This is a genomic window from Mesorhizobium sp. XAP4 (assembly GCF_029269325.1).
GTDB classification, from domain to species: domain Bacteria; phylum Pseudomonadota; class Alphaproteobacteria; order Rhizobiales; family Rhizobiaceae; genus Mesorhizobium; species Mesorhizobium ciceri.
Genome location: NZ_JARIXW010000001.1, coordinates 666,078 through 686,694 on the forward strand (window position 1 = coordinate 666,078; position 20,617 = coordinate 686,694).

At 63.3% G+C, this 20,617-nt stretch carries 18 protein-coding genes; 16 read left to right on the forward strand and 2 right to left on the reverse strand.

All coding sequences use genetic code 11. The features are described 5' to 3' along the window. The first annotated feature begins 9 nt into the window (after nucleotides 1–9). From P3C39_RS03480 to purU, 10 genes are read left to right on the forward strand one after another with little or no spacing between them, the layout of a single operon-like run. Nucleotides 10–1,095 (forward strand): Gfo/Idh/MocA family oxidoreductase, encoded by a 1,086-nt coding sequence (locus P3C39_RS03480; protein WP_275952675.1) that lies wholly within the window; start codon nucleotides 10–12, stop codon nucleotides 1,093–1,095. A 55-nt stretch (nucleotides 1,096–1,150) separates the two neighbouring features. Further along, nucleotides 1,151–2,065, forward strand: a complete 915-nt coding sequence (locus P3C39_RS03485; protein ID WP_013530826.1) for a sugar phosphate isomerase/epimerase — start codon at nucleotides 1,151–1,153, stop codon at nucleotides 2,063–2,065. Nucleotides 2,066–2,122: 57 nt separating this feature from the next. Beyond that, on the forward strand, nucleotides 2,123–3,067 hold the full coding sequence (locus P3C39_RS03490; protein ID WP_024501562.1) for a substrate-binding domain-containing protein: 945 nt from the start codon (nucleotides 2,123–2,125) through the stop codon (nucleotides 3,065–3,067). Between the two features lie 42 nt (nucleotides 3,068–3,109). Continuing rightward, nucleotides 3,110–4,129, forward strand: a complete 1,020-nt coding sequence (locus P3C39_RS03495) for an ABC transporter permease (protein WP_198032074.1) — start codon at nucleotides 3,110–3,112, stop codon at nucleotides 4,127–4,129. Further along, entirely contained in the window at nucleotides 4,126–4,908 is a 783-nt protein-coding gene (locus P3C39_RS03500; RefSeq protein ID WP_024501560.1) for an ATP-binding cassette domain-containing protein, read from the forward strand. The genes P3C39_RS03495 and P3C39_RS03500 overlap by 4 nt, the downstream gene beginning before the upstream one ends. Nucleotides 4,909–4,924: 16 nt before the next feature. After that, entirely contained in the window at nucleotides 4,925–6,106 is a 1,182-nt protein-coding gene (locus P3C39_RS03505; RefSeq protein ID WP_275952676.1) for an aldose 1-epimerase family protein, read from the forward strand. A gap of 46 nt (nucleotides 6,107–6,152) precedes the next feature. Then, complete coding sequence (locus P3C39_RS03510) at nucleotides 6,153–7,238, forward strand: fatty acid desaturase family protein (protein WP_224675537.1); 1,086 nt, start codon at nucleotides 6,153–6,155, stop codon at nucleotides 7,236–7,238. 11 nt (nucleotides 7,239–7,249) lie between these two features. Continuing rightward, nucleotides 7,250–7,564 (forward strand): MocE family 2Fe-2S type ferredoxin, encoded by a 315-nt coding sequence (locus P3C39_RS03515; RefSeq protein ID WP_013530832.1) that lies wholly within the window; start codon nucleotides 7,250–7,252, stop codon nucleotides 7,562–7,564. Between the two features lie 34 nt (nucleotides 7,565–7,598). Beyond that, the gene (locus P3C39_RS03520; protein ID WP_127366970.1) at nucleotides 7,599–8,399 is read left to right on the forward strand and encodes a 3-methyl-2-oxobutanoate hydroxymethyltransferase; all 801 of its coding nucleotides are present in this window, start codon (nucleotides 7,599–7,601) and stop codon (nucleotides 8,397–8,399) included. Then, complete coding sequence (gene purU / locus P3C39_RS03525; protein WP_050596166.1) at nucleotides 8,396–9,277, forward strand: formyltetrahydrofolate deformylase; 882 nt, start codon at nucleotides 8,396–8,398, stop codon at nucleotides 9,275–9,277. Before P3C39_RS03520 ends, purU begins: the two co-directional genes overlap by 4 nt. 9 nt (nucleotides 9,278–9,286) lie before the next feature. On the opposite strand, the gene hutH is transcribed toward purU, so the two are convergent. After that, nucleotides 9,287–10,768 carry a histidine ammonia-lyase gene (hutH, locus tag P3C39_RS03530; protein WP_275952677.1) on the reverse strand — a complete coding sequence of 494 codons (1,482 nt, stop codon included), beginning with the start codon at nucleotides 10,766–10,768 and terminating at the stop codon, nucleotides 9,287–9,289. Continuing rightward, the gene (locus tag P3C39_RS03535; protein ID WP_275952678.1) at nucleotides 10,765–11,766 is read right to left on the reverse strand and encodes an ornithine cyclodeaminase family protein; all 1,002 of its coding nucleotides are present in this window, start codon (nucleotides 11,764–11,766) and stop codon (nucleotides 10,765–10,767) included. The genes hutH and P3C39_RS03535 overlap by 4 nt, the downstream gene beginning before the upstream one ends. A gap of 121 nt (nucleotides 11,767–11,887) precedes the next feature. Here P3C39_RS03535 and P3C39_RS03540 point away from each other — a divergent pair, with 121 nt between their 5' ends. The 6 genes from P3C39_RS03540 (at nucleotide 11,888) to P3C39_RS03565 (ending at nucleotide 20,427) form a co-directional block, all read left to right on the forward strand. After that, a complete protein-coding gene (locus P3C39_RS03540; protein ID WP_275952679.1) occupies nucleotides 11,888–13,351 on the forward strand; it encodes a DHA2 family efflux MFS transporter permease subunit in 1,464 nt (487 codons plus the stop codon). A 240-nt stretch (nucleotides 13,352–13,591) separates the two neighbouring features. Then, the gene (locus P3C39_RS03545; protein ID WP_013530837.1) at nucleotides 13,592–14,578 is read left to right on the forward strand and encodes an ABC transporter permease; all 987 of its coding nucleotides are present in this window, start codon (nucleotides 13,592–13,594) and stop codon (nucleotides 14,576–14,578) included. A 66-nt stretch (nucleotides 14,579–14,644) separates the two neighbouring features. Further along, nucleotides 14,645–15,673, forward strand: a complete 1,029-nt coding sequence (locus P3C39_RS03550) for a sugar ABC transporter substrate-binding protein (RefSeq protein WP_013530838.1) — start codon at nucleotides 14,645–14,647, stop codon at nucleotides 15,671–15,673. A gap of 82 nt (nucleotides 15,674–15,755) precedes the next feature. Beyond that, a complete protein-coding gene (locus P3C39_RS03555) occupies nucleotides 15,756–17,879 on the forward strand; it encodes an SMP-30/gluconolactonase/LRE family protein (RefSeq protein ID WP_024501552.1) in 2,124 nt (707 codons plus the stop codon). After that, nucleotides 17,876–18,931, forward strand: a complete 1,056-nt coding sequence (locus P3C39_RS03560; protein ID WP_063172541.1) for a hypothetical protein — start codon at nucleotides 17,876–17,878, stop codon at nucleotides 18,929–18,931. Before P3C39_RS03555 ends, P3C39_RS03560 begins: the two co-directional genes overlap by 4 nt. Next, on the forward strand, nucleotides 18,931–20,427 hold the full coding sequence (locus P3C39_RS03565) for a sugar ABC transporter ATP-binding protein (RefSeq protein WP_013530841.1): 1,497 nt from the start codon (nucleotides 18,931–18,933) through the stop codon (nucleotides 20,425–20,427). Before P3C39_RS03560 ends, P3C39_RS03565 begins: the two co-directional genes overlap by 1 nt. Nucleotides 20,428–20,617 lie beyond the last annotated feature (190 nt).

Consider the following 20,617-nt stretch of genomic DNA (forward strand, 5'->3'; position numbering starts at 1 on the left):
GAGGAAGAGATGGCAAGCAAAGGCTTCGAGCCGGACGTGAAGGTCCGCACGAAGGAATACAAGATCGGCTGTGTCGGCGCAGGCATGATCATGGCCGAGTGCCATCTCGCCGCCTACAAGGAAGCCGGGTTCCCGGTGGTGGCAATCGCCTCGCGCACCAGGGCCAGCGCCGATAAGGTGGCGACGCGCTGGGGCATTCCGACCGTCCACGACACACCGGAAAAACTGATCGAGGACGAAAATGTCGAGATCATCGACCTTGCTTTCCCGCCCGACCTGCAGCCGGCGCTGATCCGTCACGCGCTGAAGCAGAAGCACATCAAGGCGATCCTGGCGCAGAAGCCGTTGGCCTTGTCGGTCGACGAAGCGGTCAAGCTGCGTGACGAGGCGGCCAAGGCCGGCAAGATCCTCTCGGTCAATCAGAACATGCGCTACGACCAGTCGATGCGCGTCTTGAAGCAGATCATCGACAGCGGCGCGCTGGGCGACATCGTCTTCGCCCAGATCGACATGCACGCCATCCCGCACTGGCAGAGCTTTCTCGAGGATTATGACCGGCTGACGCTCGCCAATATGAGCGTGCATCATCTCGACGTGCTGCGCTTCCTGTTCGGCGATCCCGACGAGATCACCACGCTGACACGCAAAGACCCGCGCACGACATTCGACCACTCGGACGGCATCACGGTGTCGACGCTGCGCTTTCCGTCCGGTGTGCTCGCTGTGTCGCTGGAGGATGTCTGGTCCGGTCCGCGCCAGGATGGCTACAAGGACGACCAGCACATCAACTGGCGCGTCGACGGCAGCAAGGGGGTCGCGAAGGGCACCATCGGCTGGCCGACGGGCGCTGCCTCGACGCTGACTTACGCTTCGACCGAGACGACCGGCGGCGAATGGGTCAGCCCGAGCTGGGACACGATGTGGTTCCCGCATGCCTTTATCGGTGTGATGGAGCAGCTCCAGCACGCGGTGAAGACCGGCACGCCGCCGGCGCTGTCGGTCGCCGACAACGTCAAGACCATGGCGCTGGTCGAGGCGGGTTATCGCTCGATCGACGAGGGCCGCACGGTCAAGCTTTCCGAAATCGCTACATGATCACCGCAGCTGAAACACCAAACAACTGAATCGCTTACAGGGAGGAATTCATACCATGATGCAGGCAGGTATTTTCACGGGCTATTTCCCGTACGGCCTCGAAGAGACGGCGAAGAAGATCCGCGGGCTCGATTTCAACACGGTGCAACTCGACCTCCACTTCAAGGACGTCGACCTGTCGGCGGGGCAGATCACCAAGGATAAGGCCAAGAAGGTACGCGACGTCTTCCGCGATCATCACCTGCCGGTGTGCTGCATTTCCGGCTACACAAATATCATCCACCCGGACAAGGCCGAGCGCGACAAGCGCGTCGGCTACCTCAAAGAGATCATCCGCAACGCCCGCCATTTCGGCAGTCCGTATGTGATCTCGGAAACCGGCACCTACAACACCGAATCCGACTGGGTGCATCACCCCAAGAACAAGACCGAGGAAGGGTTCGAGGAATGCCGCAAGGTGGTCGCCGACCTTGCCCAGACGGCCTATGACCACGGCGCGGTCTTCCTGCTCGAAACCTATGTCAACAACGTCGTCGGCTCGGTCGAGGAGACGGTCAAGATGTTCGCGCAGGTCGATCACCCCGGCCTCGGTCTGCTGATGGACCCGACCAATTATTTCGAGACGCATAACATCGACAGGATGGACCAGATCCTGAACCAGGTGTTCGACACGCTGACCGACAAGATCAGAATAGCTCACGCCAAGGACGTCAAGCGTTCGGGCGGCGACAAGTCCGAGAAGCACGCCGATATCGGCGACGAGGACGCGCTGGAGAGCCATACATTCCGTGGCGTCGGTGAGATCGAGCTGCCGGCGCCGGGCCTCGGTTCGCTGAACTACGACCTCTATCTCCAGCGGCTGGCGGAAAAGCATCCGAACATCCCGGTGATCATCGAGCATCTCTCGGAAGACGACGTGCCGCGCGCCAAGAAATTCCTCGACGGGAAGTTCCGCGCCAATGGTCTGTGACGATCACTGCGCGCCGTCGATTTGCGGCGGCGCGGCCCAAAGCAAGGGAGGAGAAAAATGTTGAAATTCGCATTGAAACTGGCGGCTGCCGTAACGCTGCTCGCCGGCGTCTCGTTGAGCGCGCCGGCAATGGCGCAGGATGGCCAGAAGACGTTCTACTTGCTGTCGCATGGCGGTCCGTCGGATGCGTTCTGGCTGGACTGGAATGCCGGCGCCACCAAAGCCTGCGACCAGCTCAAGGTGACGTGCAAGATCTCATTCAGCGGCGGCGACATGGCGGCGCAGAAGGAGGCCTTCAATTCCGCGCTTGCGGCCAAGCCCGACGGCATCGCCACCACGTCGGCCCAGCCGGGCTTGTGGACGGAAGAGGTGAAGGCGGCCAAGGCAGCCGGCATCCCGATCGTGTTCTTCAACACAGACGACCCGGCGACCGGACGGCAGGCTTATGTCGGCGCCGATCTCAAGGAGGCGGGGGTCATCTGGGCCAAGTATCTTGTCGACCACAAGATGGTGAAGCAGGGCGACAAGGTGTTCCTGCCGGTGGAAGTGCCCGGCGCCAGCTATCAGCAGCTGGAGACCGAAGGCATCGCCAGCGTCTTCGATCCGTTGGGGATCAAATATGATGTGGTCGATTGCGGCACCGACCCGGCCGGCATCATTGCCAAGATGACCGACTACATGGTGGCCAACAATCCGCCGGCGATCATCGCGCTTGGCGATTCCGTCGCGGCCAGCGTCAAGCGGGTGTTCGACGGCGCCGGCGTGCCGGCCGGCAAGATCCCGGTCGTCGGCTGGGGCAATTCCAAGGAAACCGCGGAAGCCGTCAAATCCGGTTTCGTCAACGCGGCCGCCTGGCAGTTCCCGTCTGCGCAGGGCTTCATGCCGGTGGCGCTGCTCGGGCTCGCCGCTTCGGGTGAGCCGATCGGCTACGACATCCATACGTTCAGCCTCTACGACGCCTCGAGCGTCGAACCGATCCTGAAACTCTACGACACGAAGTGAAAACGGTGCCCGCGGCGTAAGCTGCGGGCGTCTCTTCAAAGCATGGTTGAAGCAGTCATGATGATCGCCGCAGAAGACGAAATGCCTGTCGGGAAACGCAGATCGAGCCTTATGCGCTCGCCGCAATTCTCCTCGCTCGTCATCCTCATTGTCCTGCTCGCGGTGTTCGCCATTGCCGATGCCAATTTCCTGTCGCCGCTCAACATCTCCAACATGATGGCGTTCCTGCCCGAGCTCGGCATCATCGCGCTCGGCATGACGCTGCTGTTGACGGCGGGCGAGTTCGACCTGTCGGTCGGCGCCGTGTTCGGGCTGGCGCCGGTCGTCGTCATGCTCCTGGTGCAGAACGGCGGCGTGGATATAGGTGTCGCCCTTCTGGCCGGGCTTCTGCTGTGCATCGCCATCGGCGCCATCAACGGGCTGATCGTCACCAAGATCGGCATTTCGTCCTTCCTGGTCACGCTGTCGATGCTGCTCGTGGTGCGTGGGGCAGCGCTCTACATCACGCAGGGCTTTCCGCTGAAATCCTGGGACCAGCCGGGTTTTTTCGTGACGCTGCTGGCCGGCAGCTTCAATGTCGGCTCGTTCCGGTTCTACACCTCGCTGTGGTGGTTCATCGGTCTCTCGCTGCTGGCAATCTACGTGCTGCGCTATGCCAAGCTCGGCAACTGGATCAGCGCCATCGGCTCGAACCGCAACGCGGCGGTGGCGCGTGGCGTGCCGGCGGACGCCGTCAAGGTGTGGCTGTTCATCCTGACTTCGGTTCTGGCGGGGCTGGCCGGCATGATCAGCGCCTTCCGCATTTCGGCCGCTTCACCGGTGGCCGGCACCGGCTACGAGCTCGAAGTGATCGCCATGGTGGTGGTCGGCGGCACGGCGCTGACCGGCGGACGCGGCACGATCCTCGGCACCATCGTCGGTGCGCTGATGCTGCGCGCGATCCGCAACGGCATTGTGCTGATCGGCGTGCCGGGCCTCGCCTACAACATCTTCGTCGGCCTGATCATCCTCGCCATGCTCATCCTGCACGCTTTGCTGCAGAAGAACGCCGCAAGGGGCTGACGATGGAAGTTCTCCGGCTGCAGAATCTGCAAAAATCCTTCGGCAGCGTCCGCGCACTGAAGAATGCGTCCTTTGCCCTCAAGGAAGGCGAGGTGGTGGCCCTGCTCGGCGACAACGGCGCCGGCAAATCGACGCTGATCAAGGCGATTTCCGGTGTGTTTCCGATCGACCGTGGCGACATCTATGTGCGCGGTGAAAAGGTTTCGATCCGTTCGACACGCGACGCGATGGACCTCGGCATCGAGACCATCCACCAGGATACGTCTCTTGCGCCGGATCTCAGCATCGCGCGCAATCTTTTCCTTGGGCGCGAGCCGGTCAAGCTGAAATGGCTGGGCGTGTTCGCGCCGCTCGATTTCGCCAAATTGCGAGACGCGGCGTCGGCGCTGTTGAAGCGCGTCGGCATCTCGAAAAAACTCGACGCCGATGCGCTGGTCTCTACGTTATCGGGCGGCGAGCGGCAGTCGATCGCGATTTCTCGCGCCATGCAGTTCGCTGCCAAGGTCATTATCCTCGACGAACCGACCAACAATCTCGGTGTCGAGGAAACCCATGGCGTGCTGCGCTTCGTCAAGGAGGTGCGTGACGCCGGTCATTCCGTGCTCTTGATCACCCACAACATCCATCACGTGTTCCAGGTCGCCGACCGCATCATCGTCATGCGCCGCGGCGAGATCGTCGCCGAGCAGACGGTTGCCGATACCGATCTCCTGACCGTGGAAAGCATCATCACCGGCGCCGACATGTCGGCGCTGCTGAAAGAGACGAGAGCGAAGTGAAGAAGTTGGCCGTCACATGGTAGAACTTTACGGCAAGACGCTTTCGCGCCGGCAGGTGTCGGAACGTTCGGGCATGCTGTCGCAATTTGCCGGCGTGCGGCTGATGACGCTTGGCGACGGGGTGGAACGCGGCATCCGCATGCTGGAGTTCCGCACCGGCTCGGGCCTGCGCTTCACGGCACTGGTCGACCGGGCGCTCGACATCGCTGACTGCGACTTCAAGGGACAGGCGATCGGCTGGCATTCGCCGAGCGGTTTTCGCCATCCCGGCCTGCACGATTATGAGGGGGAAGGGGGGCTCGCCTGGGTGCGCTCCTTTTCAGGGCTGCTTGTCACCTGCGGCCTCGACCACATATTGGGCCGGGAAGAAGTGCCGGCCGATAGCTACAACTACCCGGGCAGGAAGACCGTGATCCATTCGCTGCATGGCCGCGTCGGCACCATTCCGGCGCGGCTGACCGGTTATGGCGAGACCTGGGACGGCGACCGCTGCGTGCTGTGGGCCGAAGGCACCGTGCAGCAATCGGCAGTGTTCGGCGAGGATCTGCATCTGATCCGGCGTATCGAGGCCGATGTCGGCGGCAACGAGATCCGGCTGTCGGATCGCGTGGTCAACCACGGTTTCAATCGCACGCCGCACATGTATTTCTACCACGTCAATGTCAGCCATCCCTTGCTCGACGAGGGTTCGCGCTATCTGGCGCCGATCCGCGACGTCGTCTGGGCTGGCCATGCCGGCGAGCGCTACCAGGCGCAGAAGGTGGGTTACCGCACGATGCCGGCGCCGCAATCGGGTTTCAGCGAGCAGGTCTGGCAGCACGAGATGGCGGCGGGCGCCAATGGCGAGGTGCCGGTGGCAGTGGTCAACGATCAGCTCGGGCTCGGCTTCGAAGTGGTGACGCGCAAGGACCAGCTGCCTTGCGCCTATCAATGGCAGAATTTTCAGGCGGGGCAGTATGCGCTGGGCATAGAGCCCTCGACACACCATGTCTTGGGCAATCTCGCGGCGCGCGAGCGGGGCGAGATGATCTGGCTGGAGCATAGTGAAAGCCGTTCTTATGACGCGGTGTTCCGGGTGCTCGACGGCGCCGGCGCGATCGCCGAGGCCGAAACGAAGATCGCGTCGATCGCAAGGCAGCCGCAACAGGATTATCCTGCGCCGTCGGGAAATTTTCCGGGATTGGCGGACAGGGCATGAGGCGAAACGAACGCTCCGGCTGGCGGGCCGGAAATCGGAGGTCGATGTGACGGAGAAAAAGCGCGACTACAGCCTGGTCGGGGAAAGCACGCGCATCGCGATCGAGACCGGGCTGGCCTCGGCCGAGTGGTATCACACCGATGTGCCGCGCAAGGCGATGAAAGAGCTGATGCAGCGCTCGGACGGCCCGGCGATCCGCGACACGATCATCTGGATCGTTGCCATATTGGGTTCCGCCGCCGGGATCGCCTGGTTCTGGGGCACGTGGTGGGTGGTGCCGTTCCTGCTCGTCTATGGCGTGCTCTACGGCTCGTCCAGCGACTCGCGCTGGCACGAGTGCGGCCACGGCACCGCCTTCCGCACACGCTGGATGAACGATGCCGTCTACCAGATCGCCAGCTTCATGCTGATGCGCAATCCGGTGACCTGGCGCTGGAGCCATGCCCGCCACCACACCGACACGATCATCGTCGGCCGCGACGCCGAGATCGCGGTGATGCGTCCGCCGGACCTGCTGCGCGCCGCACTCGCCTTCACCGGTGTTCTCGATTTCCGCTATTCGCTGCCGACGCTGGTGCGCAATGCGTTCGGCAGCATCTCGCCGGACGAGAAAAGCTTTATTCCCGAGATGGAGCTTCACAAGGTGGTCACAGCCGCGCGCTGGCATGTCGCCATCTATGTCGCGGCGATCGGGCTGGCGCTTTATCTGTGGTCGTTCCTGCCGCTGGTGCTGATCGGCCTGCCGCGCCTCTACGGCAGCTGGCACATGGTGCTGACCGGCCTGCTGCAGCATATCGGCCTGGCCGACAATGTCACCGACCACCGGCTGAATACGCGCACCGTCTACATGAACCCGATCAGCCGCTTCATCTATTGGAACATGAACTATCATGTCGAACATCACATGTTCCCGATGGTGCCCTATCACGCGCTGCCGAGGCTGCACGAATTGATCAAGCACGATCTGCCCGAGCCGAACCCTTCGATGTGGCATGCCTATCGCGAGGTCTGGCCGGTGCTGCTGAAGCAGCTTCAGTACGAGGATTATTTCCTCAAACGTGAATTGCCGCCGACGGCGCGGCCGTATCGGGACGAATTCCATGCACTGACCGTTCCGGCTGCGGCGGAATAGGGGAGAAGCAGATGGCCGACTGGGTTGAAGCGTGTGGCGTCGACGATGTCGAGGAAGAGGATGTCATCCGCTTCGATCATGGCGGCCGTACCTTCGCCATCTATCGCAGTCCCGATGACGAGTACTTCGCAACCGACGGGTACTGCACGCATGAGAAGGCGCATCTGGCCGATGGGCTGGTGATGGACGACATCATCGAATGCCCCAAGCACAATGGCCGCTTCAACTACAAGACGGGCGTGGCTCGAGGCGCACCGGTATGCGTCAATCTCGCCACCTATCCAGTGAAGGTCGAGGCTGGCAAAGTGATGATCCAGATCGGCTGACCTGCCGCCGAATGCAACTGAGGGAACCCTTTTGATGAGCCGAAAAAGACCGACGGTGGCGGATTTGCGCGCCATGAAGGGCAAGCGACAGCTGACCATGCTGCGTGTGCTGACGATGGACGAGGCCGAGGCCGCGGAGCGCGCAGGGGTCGACATCGTCTCGGTGCCGCCCGAATTGGTGCTCAACCCTGAGTACCGCGACGCGGCGCCCAGCCTGTTCACCATGCCGGGCGACAATTTCTACGAGATCGGCACGGCGGACGATTTCGTGCGCTGGGCCTTCCGGCTCTACAAGGCCGGCGCCGACGCGGTCTATTGCAGCGCCGGCTATGCCACGATCAAGCGGATGGCCGATGACAATATCCCGGTGATCGGCCATGTCGGGCTGATCCCGTCACGGGCGACCTGGACTGGCGGCTTCAAGGCGGTCGGCAAGACCGCCGACACCGCCATGGATATCTTCGCGGCGGTGAAGCAGCTGGAGGCCGCCGGCGCCATCGGCGCCGAAATCGAGGTGGTGCCGGTCGAGGTGGCCAAGGCGATCTCGGAGCGGACGTCGCTGATCATGCTGTCGATGGGAGCGGGTACCGGTTGCGATGCGCAATATCTGTTCGCCGACGACATTCTCGGCCAGAACCGTGGCCACATGCCCCGTCATTCCAAGGTCTATCGCAATTTCGCCGCCGAATATGATCGTTTGCAGGCCGAGCGTATCGCCGCGTTTTCGGAATATGTTGCCGACGTGAACAGTCTCGCCTATCCCGAAGACAGGCATGTGGTGCATATGGATCCGGCTGAACTCAGCCTGTTCATGAAGAGGGTCGACGGGGCGTGAAATCTCAAGGCAATGATGCGACGGACGAGGCCGCGCCGGTTCATATTCTCACGCTTTCCTGCGAGGATCGGCCGGGGATCGTCGCCGCCGTCACGGCGGAGCTTGCCGCGAACGGCGCCAACATCGCCGAAAGCAGCCAGTTCTGGGACCGGCAGACCAATCGCTTTTTCATGCGGATCGCCTTCATCAGCCCGTTAGGCTCGACCGGGGACAGTCTGGAGCGGGCCCTGGAATCAAGCGTCGATCGCTTCGGCATGAAGACCGCGCTGGTCGATCAGGGACGCCGCCCGAAGATCATCGTCATGGTCTCCAAGTTCGACCACGCGCTTCTCCATCTGTTGTACCAGATCAGGGTCGGCTGGCTGAACGCGGAGGTTGCAGCCGTCGTCTCCAACCACGAGGATGCCCGCCGCTTCGCCGAGCTGGAGGGCATTCCCTACCACCATTGGCCGACCACCAAGGAGAACAAGGCCGAACAGGAACAGAAGCTGCTGGACCTGGTGCAGCGGACAGGGGCCGAACTGGTCATCCTGGCGCGCTACATGCAGGTCTTTTCAAAAGGTCTGTCGGACCGGCTGTTCGGACGGGCGATCAACATCCACCATTCGTTCCTGCCGAGCTTCAAGGGCGCCAAGCCGTACCACCAGGCTTTCGACCGCGGCGTCAAGCTGATCGGTGCGACGGCGCATTACGTCACCTCCGACCTCGACGAGGGCCCGATCATCGATCAGGAGACCGAACGCGTCACCCATGCGATGAGCGCCGAGGATTTCGTCGCCGTCGGGCGCGACATAGAAAGCCGGGTACTGGCGCGCGCCGTCAAGCTGCATCTCGAAGCCCGCGTTATGCTTAACGGCCACAAGACCGTCGTCTTCTGAGAAGCCGCGTCAGGCCGGCCAATTTCCGCCGGCGAGCGCGGCGTAGAGCGCTTCGGCGTCGATACCGAGCGGCCGGTCCTCTTTCAGCATGGGGACGAGAGCGCGTATCACCGCGTGAAGTGCGGCCGTGCGCGGCGCCAGTGTGAAGCCGTCACGCAGGTCGACGGCCTGTGCCGCGGCCATCAATTCGAAGGCGATCAGCCACCGCCACAGCGCGATCATCCCTGCGCATTTCGCAACCGCCAGAGGTGTCTGCGTGGCGTGATCCTCGACGCCCTCCGACACGGCCAGAAAGTCGAGCATCACCGGATTGGCCTTATGGCGGATGGCGGCCAGGATCGAGGTCACTGTCTTCTGTAGCGGTACGAAGCCGGCGGAGGCGCCGCCGACCGGCGACAGATATTTCGGCAGGCCATTGCGGCCCGAACCGGTGAGCTGGATGAAGCGCGCGGCACTGGCCGCGGCACATTGGGCGATCGCCAGGCCGAGCGTCTCAAAGGCGAGCGCCAGTGCGGCGGTGTGGAAATTGCCGGTCGACAGCACCAGTTCATCATCGCCCAGCACCAGCGGGTTGTCGGCGGCGGCGTTGAGCTCGATCTCGACAGCCTGTCTCGCCTGGCCGATCGCCTCGATCAGTGCGCCATGGACCGACGACATGCAGCGGATCGACAGCGGGTCCTGCAAGGTGGTCGGTGCCGGCGCGTCGTCTCGGACGAGCAGATTGTGCAGCACCTTGGCTGCTTCCTGCTGGCCGGCCGCCGGGCGCGCCATATGCAGGCGCGGGTCGAGGATGGTGCGGTTGGCACCAAAACCTTCCATGGTCAGAGCCCCGGCATGCTGTTGCTGGGCCAGGGCAGTGAGGGCATCCGTCACCGCAAGTGCGCCGCTGCCGGCGGAAACCGCCGATGCGTTGATCAGCGATAGCCCGTCCTTGGGCGCCAGGCTGATCGGGGCGAGGCGCGCCATCATCAGCGCCTTGGCCGCCGGTATGCGACGGCCCTGATAGTCGGCTTCGCCTTCGCCGGTGAGCATGCGGGCGAGTGCCGTCATCAGCACCAGGTCGCCGGCGCCGATCGAGCCGAGCGACGGCATGACGGGATGGACGCCGGCATTGAGCGCGTCGACCAAAGCAACGAAGACGGAAGGCGAAAGGCCGGATCCGCCAACCGACAGCATCGCTGCACGCGCGGCCATGCTTGCCCGCACCGCATCGACCGGCAATCCTTCGCCGACGGCGCCGCTGCGTCCCTCCAGCAACTGGCGCTGGAAGGCTCCGGCATCGCCCTCTACAGCAGTGCCGAGATTGGCGCCGAGCCCGGTGTTCAGGCCATAGATCTGCTGGCCGGACGCTGCAGCCTGGTCGAGCACTCTTCGTGCCTTCTCAAGCCTGCCGATGACATCGGGTCCGATCTCCACCTTGCGCCCATCGCGGGCGACTGCAGCGACATCGCCGACGCCGACGCCGGTTCCGGTGAGGACGAGCGCGCTCATGCGAAGCGCAGCCTCTGACCGATGCCTTGCGCCTGCGCCTTGGCCAGCATCGCCTTGCCCAACGCGATATCAGACAGCGACAGGCCACGATGCCAGAACAGGATCGTTTCGTCGTCGCTTTCGCGCCCAACTTTCAGGCCGGCGGCGATCTGGCCGAGCTCGGCATGCAGCGTCTTCTCGCTCAGCCGCCCGGTCTCGACATGGGCGCGTAGCGAACCGAACTTGCCGCCCTTGCACTGGCCCCAATCGTCGACGACCATTTTCTGCATGATGTCGGTCAACGACAGTTCCACCGCGCTCATCGTGCCATAGGGCACGACCAGCGCGCCGGGCTTGATCCATTCGGTCTTCAGCAACGGCTGCGGCTCCGGCAGCCGCGAGGCCTCGACGACGATGTCGGCGCCCTCGATGCAGCTTTTCCAGTCGGCCACGGCTGTGACCGTCTTGCCGAGATCGGCGGAGAGTTCGGCGGCAAAACCGTCGCGGCTTTCCGGGCGGCGCGAATGGACGCGAATCTCGTCGAAGTCGAAGAGATGGTCGAGCAGGCGCACATTCCAGTAGGCGGTGCCGCGCGCGCCGATATGGGCCAGCACCTTGGAATTCCTGCGCGCCAGATGCCTGGCGCCGATGGCGGTGACGGCGCCGGTTCGCATGTCGGTGATGACGGTGGCGTCGAGGATGGCGCGCGGCGCGCCGGTGCGCGGGTCGAACAGGTTGAGGATGCCGAATTCGGAAGGCAGGCCATGCAGGTAATTGTCGACATAGTCGCCGACGATCTTGACGCCGGCCGTGTCGAGCGGCGCGACGTAGCAGCGCAACACGTTGAAATGGCCGTGGAAGGACGGGTCCGGCTCGAGATGGACGCGCGGTTCGATCACCGTCTGGCCCTTGCCTTGCGCCACCAGGCCAGCCTCGACGGCGGCGATGATTTCGCCATCGGTCATGGCAAGGGCATCGATATCGAGGGCATTGAGGTAGTCGATGTAGATGGGCTTCATGTTACGCGTATACTCTCCTCGACGGCCCCATCCATTCCATAGCAGGCCATGGCGGCACACGAAAGTTTGTTGCGACGTCTCTGGACGTCGCCGGGGAGATGCTGTTCAAACCGGTTCCGTCATGACTGCCATTCCCGAGATCGCAACCTTGTCCGAAACGGCCACCCATGCGCGGCGCGTGGCGTTGATCGTCGCCATCGCCTTCTTCATGCAGTTGCTGGATTCGACGATCATCTCGACATCGCTGCCGCAGATGGGCGCCTCCTTCGGCGTGTCGCCGGTGGCGATGAGCATCGGCATCACCGTTTACATGCTGACCATGGCGGTGTTCGTGCCGCTGTCGGGCTGGCTCGCCGACCGGTTCGGGGCGCGCAACATCTTCCTGCTGGCGATCGTCCTGTTCACCCTGGCTTCGCTCGCCTGCGGCCTCTCGCAAACCCTGACCCAGTTCGTCGCCGCACGTGTCGTGCAAGGGCTCGGCAGCGCGCTGATGACGCCGGTTGGGCGCATTCTCGTCCTGCGCAATGCGCCGAAATCCGAACTGCTCAACGCCACGGCGCTGATCACCTGGCCAGCACTGTTTGCGCCGGTGGTCGGGCCGGTGCTCGGCGGCTTCATCACCACCTATCTGTCCTGGCACTGGAATTTCTTCATCAACATCCCGCTCGGCGTGATCGGGCTGGCGCTGGTCGCCCGTTTCATCCCAGGCGACCGCGAGGCCGACCCCAAGCCGCTCGACTGGCCCGGTTTTTTCCTGACATCGGCGGGACTTGCCTTGCTGCTCTACGGTCTCGAGCGTATCGCGCATCCCGAGGACGGCGTGCTGCCGACAGCGCTGCTGATCGTAGCCGGCATCGTCCTCGGCTGGCTGGCGGTGCGCCATCTCAGGCGCGCGCCGCATCCGCTGCTCGATCTCTCCTCGTTCAAGGTGCTGACCTTCGCCATCTCGACGCTTGCCGCCGGCACCATTTTCCGGGTGGCGATCAACGCCACGCCGTTCCTGCTGCCGCTGCTGTTCCAGGTTGGCTTCGGCCTTTCGCCTGTCGATGCCGGCTTGATGATCCTGGCCTATTTCCTTGGCAATCTCGGCATGAAGACGGTGACCACGCCGACGCTGCGCCGTTTCGGTTTCCGCTCGGTGATGGTCGTCAACGGCATCATCGCCTCGGCCTCGATCATGGCTTGCGGAGCGATCTCGCCGCAGACGCCGCAAACGCTGGTGGTGGCGCTGATGCTGATTGCCGGCCTGTCGCGCTCGATGCAGTTCACCGCCCTTAACACGCTGGCCTTCGCCGACATCGATGCGTCGCAACGAAGCTCGGCGGCGACGCTGTCCTCGATGCTGCAGCAGGTGGCGATGCTGTTTGGCGTCGCGGTGGCGGCGGCGATCCTTAATCTGTCGCAGATCGTCAGGGATCGCCCCGCTCTCGATCTTGTGGATTTTCGAGTAGCCTTTCTGGTGATCGGCGCCATCGGGCTGGTGGCGGCGTTGCGTTTTCTCGTGCTCCCGCCAGGTGCGGGCGCGGAGGTTTCCGGGCACTCGCCGGGAAATTCAGATCGATTTTTCCGCCTGATGCGGAGATAAATTCCGTCCTGTCCCTTCGCCTTGGTGCAGCGCTTTCGCGTGCGGCCGCAATGGCGCAACCAATTGCCAAAAGCGCAGAGTTTTCCGCGCATTGCGCCAGCTTCGGCAATCGATGCGTCCACTCGATAAATATCGCAGCCGGCCTGGGTTCCGGGCGCGGATTCATTTGACGAACCGGCGTTGGGCCGATTAGCGTTCTTTCCCAGGGATGGCAGCGCTGCCATCGGGGCAAACGCAGACATGAACACCATCGGCTGGCCAAATTTCAGGAGCCTGAACCAGGAAGGCATTGTCTTTGCCATCGCCGTGGTGCTGTTCGTTGCAGCGGCTATAGGCCTGCCAGGTTTCATCGACCCCAACAATCTCGTCGCCATCGTCCGCTCCGTGTCGGTGCTGGGCATCCTTGCGCTCGGCATGGCCGTGGTCATCATCGGCCGCGGCATCGACCTCTCTGCCGTCGCGATCATGGCGATGTCGGTCGCCTGGTACCTGCAACTGCTGAATTCGGGGACGCCGGACGGGCTTGCCTTCGCCTATGTGCTGGCCGGTGTGCTGGCCATCGGCCTGCTCAATGGTTTTCTCGTCGCCTATGCCGACGTGCCGGCGATCTTCGTGACGCTGGCGACAGGCTCCTTCGTCTTCGGCTATGTACGCTCGCAACTGATCACGCAGGATGCCGTGCCGGTGCCGCAGGGCCATTGGGTCGAGTTGCTCGGTGGCCTGCGCTTCCTCGACATTCCCATCGAGGTTTTCGTCTTCGCAGGGCTGGCCTTCCTGTTCTTCCTGTTCCTGCGCTACACCAAATGGGGCCGCTATATCTATTTCGCCGGCGATAATCCGGTGGCCGCCCGCAACATCGGCATGCCGGTGCGGCCGATGCTGGTGCTGCGCTATGTGCTTTCCGCCTTCGTTGCACTGGTCGCCGGCCTGCTGACGGCGGCCAGCCTGCATTCGATCAATACCCGCGTCGTCAATTCGACGCTGCTCTACGATATCGTGCTGGTGGCGGTTATCGGCGGCATCGGCCTGTCCGGCGGGCGCGGCGGGGTGCGCAACGTGCTGGTCGGTGCGGCACTGATCGGCATCCTGCTCAACGCCATGACCATCATCGACATTCCGCTGCTCTACCAGAACCTGATCAAGGCAGCGATCCTGCTCGGCGCCATCATCGTCGACGGCATCATCAATCCACGTGACGAGCAGACCGCCCAGCAGGGCGACATTTAGACCTGAACTGCGGCGGACGGTTGGGGCCGGCCGCTGATAACAACGACCAAAGCAAAAGGATCCGACATGAAACTGATCAAGACACTCATGGCCGCCGCCACGGCGCTCGCTGTCACCGCCTTCGTGGCGCCAACCTTCGCCGCCGACGATCCGGGCCCGGCTGCGTACGCGCAGGCGCTCAAGGGCAAGCGCGTCATGCTGGTGCCTCTGGCAATGGGCTTCGACCTGGCGCAGGGCTGGGCGCACTATCTGAAGACCGAAGTCGAGGCCTGGGGCGGCGTGTTCGAGACGCGCGACCCGAACTGGGTCGTCGATGCCGGCGCGCAGGCGATCACGGACGCCATCTCCTCGGACACCAGGCCGGATGTGCTGATCATCCACGCGCCGGACCTCAACTCCTATTCCAAGCTGATGAAGAAGGCACAGGCCGCCGGCACCTATGTCATCCTGGTCGACAATCCCGCCAACTTCCCGGCCGACGCCTTTATCGGCAGTGACTGGGACCGGCTTGGCCAGCTCGAGGCCGAAGCGGCGATCAAGGGCTGCGGCCCGAACTCGTCGAAGAAGATCGGCCTGGTGCAGGGTGACCAGGCGAACTCCTCCAGCCTCTATCAGTATGCCGGCATCATGAAGGTGCTGGACAAGAATCCCGACTTCAAGGTGGTGGCCAAGCCCGATTCCAACTGGGATGCGACGACCTCGCGCAACGTGACGACGACGATGCTGCAGCAGAACCCGGATATCTGCTCGATCATCGATTTCTGGGATGGCGACGCCACCGGCGCGTCCGCCGCGATCCGCGATGCCAAACTCGACGGCAAGGTGTTCCTGGTCACCACCGGCGGCGGCGAGAAGGCGGCCGATTGCGACAAGCTGGTCGACGGCACCTATGGCGCTGTGGTGATGACCGATCTTGCTCGCCAGTCGGGCGACATGAACGCCATCATCAAGTTCCTGCTGCAGAGCGGCCAGCCGGCCGGCACCTCGCACACCTACATCTACACGCTGGAGAAGGCGACGACCAAGGCCGACCTCAAGCCCGACAGCTGCTGGGACCTGAAGGCGCTGCAGGCACAAGCGGCGGCGGCAAAGTAAACCGCACCTTTTCGACTGAAGTACAAGCGAGGTGACCGGAAGGATCCGGTCACCTCGTCCCCTCATGGAATAGCAGCAGCCGATGTCCTTTCGCGAACGCCTCCAGTCCTGGCGCTACAATCTCGTGCCCGACCATGTCGTCGGCGAGATACTGACCAAACGCTGGACCGACAACGCCATTCCGTTCCTGGCGCTGGTGGCGACATTGGCGACCTTCGGCTCGGTCATTCCCGGCTTCTTCAAGCTGACCGCTTTGCAGGAATCGACCCGCCAGCTCGGCGAGTTCTCGATGGTCGTCACCGGCATGACGGTGGTGATGCTGGGTGGCGGCATCGATCTGTCGGTCGGCTCGATCTTCGCGCTGTCGTGCTTTTCCGCCGTCTATGTCTTCTTCATCCTCGAACAGTCGATCTGGCTGGCGCTGGCCGCATCGCTCGCCACCGGCCTCATCTTCGGCGCCATCAACGGCTACCTTGTCGGCTATCTCAGGCTGCGCGCCTTTCTCACCACGCTGGTGACCTTCATCTTCGGCCGGGCGCTGTTCGACATCCTGGTCACCACCTATGCCGCCGATGTGCAGCTCTCGACCGCGACATCGGATGTGCTCGACTTCATCGGCGACAGCACCTTCTGGGGGCTGTCCGTCTCGGTGTGGCTGGCGATCATCCTGGCCATCGTCACCCATATCGCGCTGACGCGTTCGCGGCCGGGCTGGCACGTGCTGGCGGTCGGCGGCTCCAGGCGCTCGGCGCACAATGCCGGCATCCGCGTGCGCCGCACCGTGTTCATGACCTATGTCTTCTCCGGCTTCTGCGCCTCGATCGGCGGCTTCCTCATTGCTTGCCGGTTGAGCGGGGCAGGGCCGGGAACCGGCCTCAACCTCGAGATCATGGCGCTGACGGCGGCGGTGGTCGGCGGCGTCAGCCTCGGCGGCGGGCGCGGCTCGGTGATCAAGGGGCTGATGGGCGCAATCATCGTGCTGACCATGACCAACGGTCTGATCCGCTTGGGCTACGGCACCGGCACCAACCAGATGGTGCTCGGCATCATGTTGGCGGTGGCGGTGACCATCGACATCCGCTGGCTGAAGAACCGGCACAAGGTGCTGAATGAGGTCTATGTCGCGCCGGTCTATCTCAAGATGGGCGAGACACAGTCGGCCGCACCCGGCTCGGGCACGCCATACGAACTCGACAACAGGCTGTCGGCCGCAGAGCATATCGGGCTTGGCGAGCTGGAGGGGCCGGAAGACGTCATCCTCGACCGCGACGACAACCTCTATTGCGGCACGCGCCATGGCGAGATCGTCCGCTTCTTCGCGCCGGACTATGTCAGGTCGGAGGTGTTTGCCCACATCGGCGGTTTCCCGCTGGGGCTGGCCTTCGACAAATCAGGCAATCTGATCAGCTGCGTCGGCGCGATGGGGCTCTACTCCGTCTCGCCGGATCGTGAGGTCAAAAGACTGTCGGCCGAAACGTCGCGCTCGTGGACCTCGATCGTCGACGATGCACGGCTGCGTGACCCCAACGACTGCGATATCGCACCGGACGGCCGCATCTATTTCACAGATTCAACTAAGCGATATGACGCCCACGATTGGGCGCTGGATTCGATCGAGAACCGTGCCACCGGCCGGCTGCTGGTCTACGACCCGAAGGACGGTTCGACGAAGACGCTGCTCGACGGCTATCGCTACACCAACGGTGTGTGCATGGCGCATGACGGCAAGTCGCTGTTCTTCGCCGAAAGCTGGGCCTGCCGCGTGCACCGCTACTGGCTGGAGGGGCCGAAGGCCGGCACCGCCGAATGCGTCATCCGCGACATGCCGGGCTATCCCGACAACATCAACCGCGCTTCCGACGGCAATTACTGGATGGCGTGGCTTGGCATGCGCACGCCGAGCTTCGACCTGTCGCTGCGCCATCCCGACATGCGCAAGCGCATGACGCGCCGGCTACCGCAGGACGAATGGCTGTTTCCCAACATCAACACCGGCGGCGTGGTGAAATTCAATGACAGGGGCGGCATCGTCGAGGCGATGGGCGACCTCACCGGCGGCGCGCACCCGATGGTCACCTCAATGCGCGAGCACAAGGGGTATCTGTTCGTCGGCGGCATCCTCAACAACCGTATCGGCCGCTACAAGATTGCAGGCGCCGACCCGAACTGGACCAGCCCCGCTTCCTATTGGGGAGCAAAGCCATGATCCTCGACCCGGTGCTCGACCTGTTCCGCGGTAAGGCGGTGACCATCCCGCCGCTCGACGGCGCTTTTCGCCCCAATACGCGGCTGGATGATGCGCCGGCTTTTGCCGAGCTGACGGAACCGGATAATCTGCTGGTTACCGGTGACAGGCTGCTGGTCTCCAGCGGCAACGCCATCCATTCGATTGCTGCTGGAGCGCAACCTGTCGTGGTCGAGACCTTTCCGTCTGCCGTCACCGCGCTGGCGCTGTCGCCATTGGGCGAACTGACGGTCGGGCTGGAAAGCGGCAAGTTGCTGATGTCAGGCGTGGAGGTTTCGCTGCCGGCCGGGATCAGCTGCATCACCGCACTAGCCTATGCGGATGACGGCACGCTGTGGCTGGCCAACGGCTCGGCCGAGCATGTGCCATCGCAATGGGCCGCCGATCTGATGAAGAAGGGCGCGTCCGGTTCGCTCTGGAAGCGAGACGCGGCAGGCGGTGATTTTCGCAAGCTCGCCGGCGACATTGCCTTTCCCTACGGGCTGCATCCTGTCGGCAAGGATGTGCTTGTCAGTGAAAGCTGGCGCCATCAGTTGGTGCGTTTCGGCGGCGCGACGGGCAGCCGTTCGACGGTTCTGACGCATCTGCCAGGCTATCCCGCGAGGCTGTCGCCGTCCGCCGATGGTGGGGCCTGGCTGACCTTGTTTGCGCCGCGCAACCGGCTGATCGAATTCGTGCTGCAGGAAACGCATTACCGGCAGGACATGCTGAGCCAAGTGCCGCCGGCCTACTGGATCGCGCCGGCACTGGCGTCCAGCCGCAGCTTCCTCGAGCCGCTGCAATGCGGCGGCATCCGCACCATGGGCATCCACAAGCCGTGGTCGCCGAGCCGCTCCTATGGGCTGGTGGTCAGGCTCGACCAGAAGATGCAGCCGCTGTTCAGCCTGCACAGCCGCGCCAACGGCACGCGTCATGGCATCTGCAGCGTTGCGGAAAAGGACGGCCGGCTGTTTGTCGCCTCCAGAGGCGGTGACTGCGTGCTGGCGATCGACCTCGCTTCTGGAGGTTTCTGATGGAACCGATCGTTCGGCTGGAAAACGTCACCAAGAATTATCGCGGCGTGCCCGCGGTGAAGAACGTTAGCTTCGAACTGCGCAAGGGCGAGATCCATGCGCTGCTCGGCGAGAACGGCGCGGGAAAATCGACGCTGACCAAGATCATCGCCGGTGTGGTCGACGCCACTTCAGGCAAGATGTTCCACAAGGGCCAGGAAATCGCCTACGCCTCGCCGCACGCAGCGCTTGAAGCCGGCATCGCGATGGTGTTCCAGGAGACCAGCCTGGTGCCGTCGATGACGGTGGCGCAGAACCTTTATCTCGGCACCGAAAAGTTCCTCAACCGGCTGCGCGGCACCTACATTTCAGCGCAGCAGTTCCTGCAGTCGCTGAACTTCCCGGTCGATCCGAACGCCATGGTGGCAACGCTGGGCGCCGCCAAGCGGCAGATGGTCGAGATCGCGCGCGCCGTCCACCACAATGCCGAGATCATCATCTTCGACGAGCCGACGGCGACGCTGACGCCGGAGGAGAAGCGGCACTTCTTCGCGCTGATCCGCCGGCTGAAGGCGGGCGGCGTCTCGATCGTCTTCATCAGCCATGCGCTGGAAGAGGCGCTCGATATCGCCGACCGCATCACCATCCTGCGCGACGGCGAGCTGGTCATTACCGACGACACATCCGCCTTCGACCGCGACAGGATCGTTTCCGCCATGGTCGGGCGCACGCTATCGGGACAGATCTACCGCCAGCGCGACGAAGCGAAGCTGCGCAAGGCGGGCAAGAAAGTGCTGTCGGTGCAGGACATTTCGATGAGCAATGTCGTGCGCAACACCTCTTTTTCGATCTTCGAGGGCCAGATCACCGGCGTGTTCGGGCTGATCGGCTCCGGCCGCACCGAGACATTCAAGATCGTCTCAGGCATCTACAAGCGGGATTTCCTGCGCGGCGGCGCGATTGAACTCGATGACAGACCGGTGCGCTATCTCGTGCCGAGCGAAGCGGTGGCCGACGGCATCGTCTATGTCACCGAGGACCGCAAGAGCGAAGGCATCTTCGAGACGATGGGCATTGCCGAAAACCTGTTCGGCGGACTGCTGGCGGCGGGCCGCGAAAAGGCCTGGGTGATCAACACGCAGGAGATGCGCGCGCTCTCGGCCGAATGGACGAAGACGCTGAACATCAAGGCAATCAACGACAATGCGCGCGTCGTCGAGCTGTCAGGCGGCAACCAGCAGAAGGTGGTGATCGGCAAGGGGCTGGTGCAGAAGCCGCGCATCGTCATCTTCGACGAGCCGACACGTGGCGTCGATGTCGGCGCGATCGCCGAGATCCACCAGATCATCAACCGGCTGGCCGATGAGGGGCTGGCCGTCGTCGTCATCTCGTCCTACCTGCCGGAGATCATGAACCTGTCCGACCGCATCCTGGTCTGCCGCCAGGGCCGCATCGTCGAGGAGTTTTCGCCGGCGGAGGCCACGGAGGAGAAGATCATGTACGCGGCCGTGCATTAGATTCAGGTGAGGCCGGCCTGCAAATGGCGGTTTCCTGCGCTTCCGGTGCTCACGTACGAAAAGTACGCTCCGCTCCGGTTCTCGGAACTCACCATTTTCGACTCGGCCTGACCTGAATCTAGACGCCGGCGCTGGAAAAGTGAATCGGACGAGTGGATTGGCCGCAATTGCTCAAGACCTGATTCAATTC

What these genes read in the sequence shown, in the direction of transcription:
- P3C39_RS03485 (WP_013530826.1), top strand. Translation starts at nt 1,151, where the DNA reads ATGATGCAGGCAGGTATTTTCACGGGCTATTTCCCGTACGGCCTCGAA.
- P3C39_RS03505 (WP_275952676.1), top strand. Translation starts at nt 4,925, where the DNA reads ATGGTAGAACTTTACGGCAAGACGCTTTCGCGCCGGCAGGTGTCGGAA.
- P3C39_RS03535 (WP_275952678.1), bottom strand. Translation starts at nt 11,766, where the DNA reads ATGAAGCCCATCTACATCGACTACCTCAATGCCCTCGATATCGATGCC.
- P3C39_RS03480 (WP_275952675.1), top strand. Translation starts at nt 10, where the DNA reads ATGGCAAGCAAAGGCTTCGAGCCGGACGTGAAGGTCCGCACGAAGGAA.
- P3C39_RS03515 (WP_013530832.1), top strand. Translation starts at nt 7,250, where the DNA reads ATGGCCGACTGGGTTGAAGCGTGTGGCGTCGACGATGTCGAGGAAGAG.
- P3C39_RS03545 (WP_013530837.1), top strand. Translation starts at nt 13,592, where the DNA reads ATGAACACCATCGGCTGGCCAAATTTCAGGAGCCTGAACCAGGAAGGC.
- P3C39_RS03495 (WP_198032074.1), top strand. Translation starts at nt 3,110, where the DNA reads ATGGTTGAAGCAGTCATGATGATCGCCGCAGAAGACGAAATGCCTGTC.
- P3C39_RS03540 (WP_275952679.1), top strand. Translation starts at nt 11,888, where the DNA reads ATGACTGCCATTCCCGAGATCGCAACCTTGTCCGAAACGGCCACCCAT.
- P3C39_RS03520 (WP_127366970.1), top strand. Translation starts at nt 7,599, where the DNA reads ATGAGCCGAAAAAGACCGACGGTGGCGGATTTGCGCGCCATGAAGGGC.
- P3C39_RS03490 (WP_024501562.1), top strand. Translation starts at nt 2,123, where the DNA reads ATGTTGAAATTCGCATTGAAACTGGCGGCTGCCGTAACGCTGCTCGCC.
- hutH (WP_275952677.1), bottom strand. Translation starts at nt 10,768, where the DNA reads ATGAGCGCGCTCGTCCTCACCGGAACCGGCGTCGGCGTCGGCGATGTC.
- P3C39_RS03555 (WP_024501552.1), top strand. Translation starts at nt 15,756, where the DNA reads ATGTCCTTTCGCGAACGCCTCCAGTCCTGGCGCTACAATCTCGTGCCC.
- P3C39_RS03560 (WP_063172541.1), top strand. Translation starts at nt 17,876, where the DNA reads ATGATCCTCGACCCGGTGCTCGACCTGTTCCGCGGTAAGGCGGTGACC.
- P3C39_RS03550 (WP_013530838.1), top strand. Translation starts at nt 14,645, where the DNA reads ATGAAACTGATCAAGACACTCATGGCCGCCGCCACGGCGCTCGCTGTC.
- P3C39_RS03565 (WP_013530841.1), top strand. Translation starts at nt 18,931, where the DNA reads ATGGAACCGATCGTTCGGCTGGAAAACGTCACCAAGAATTATCGCGGC.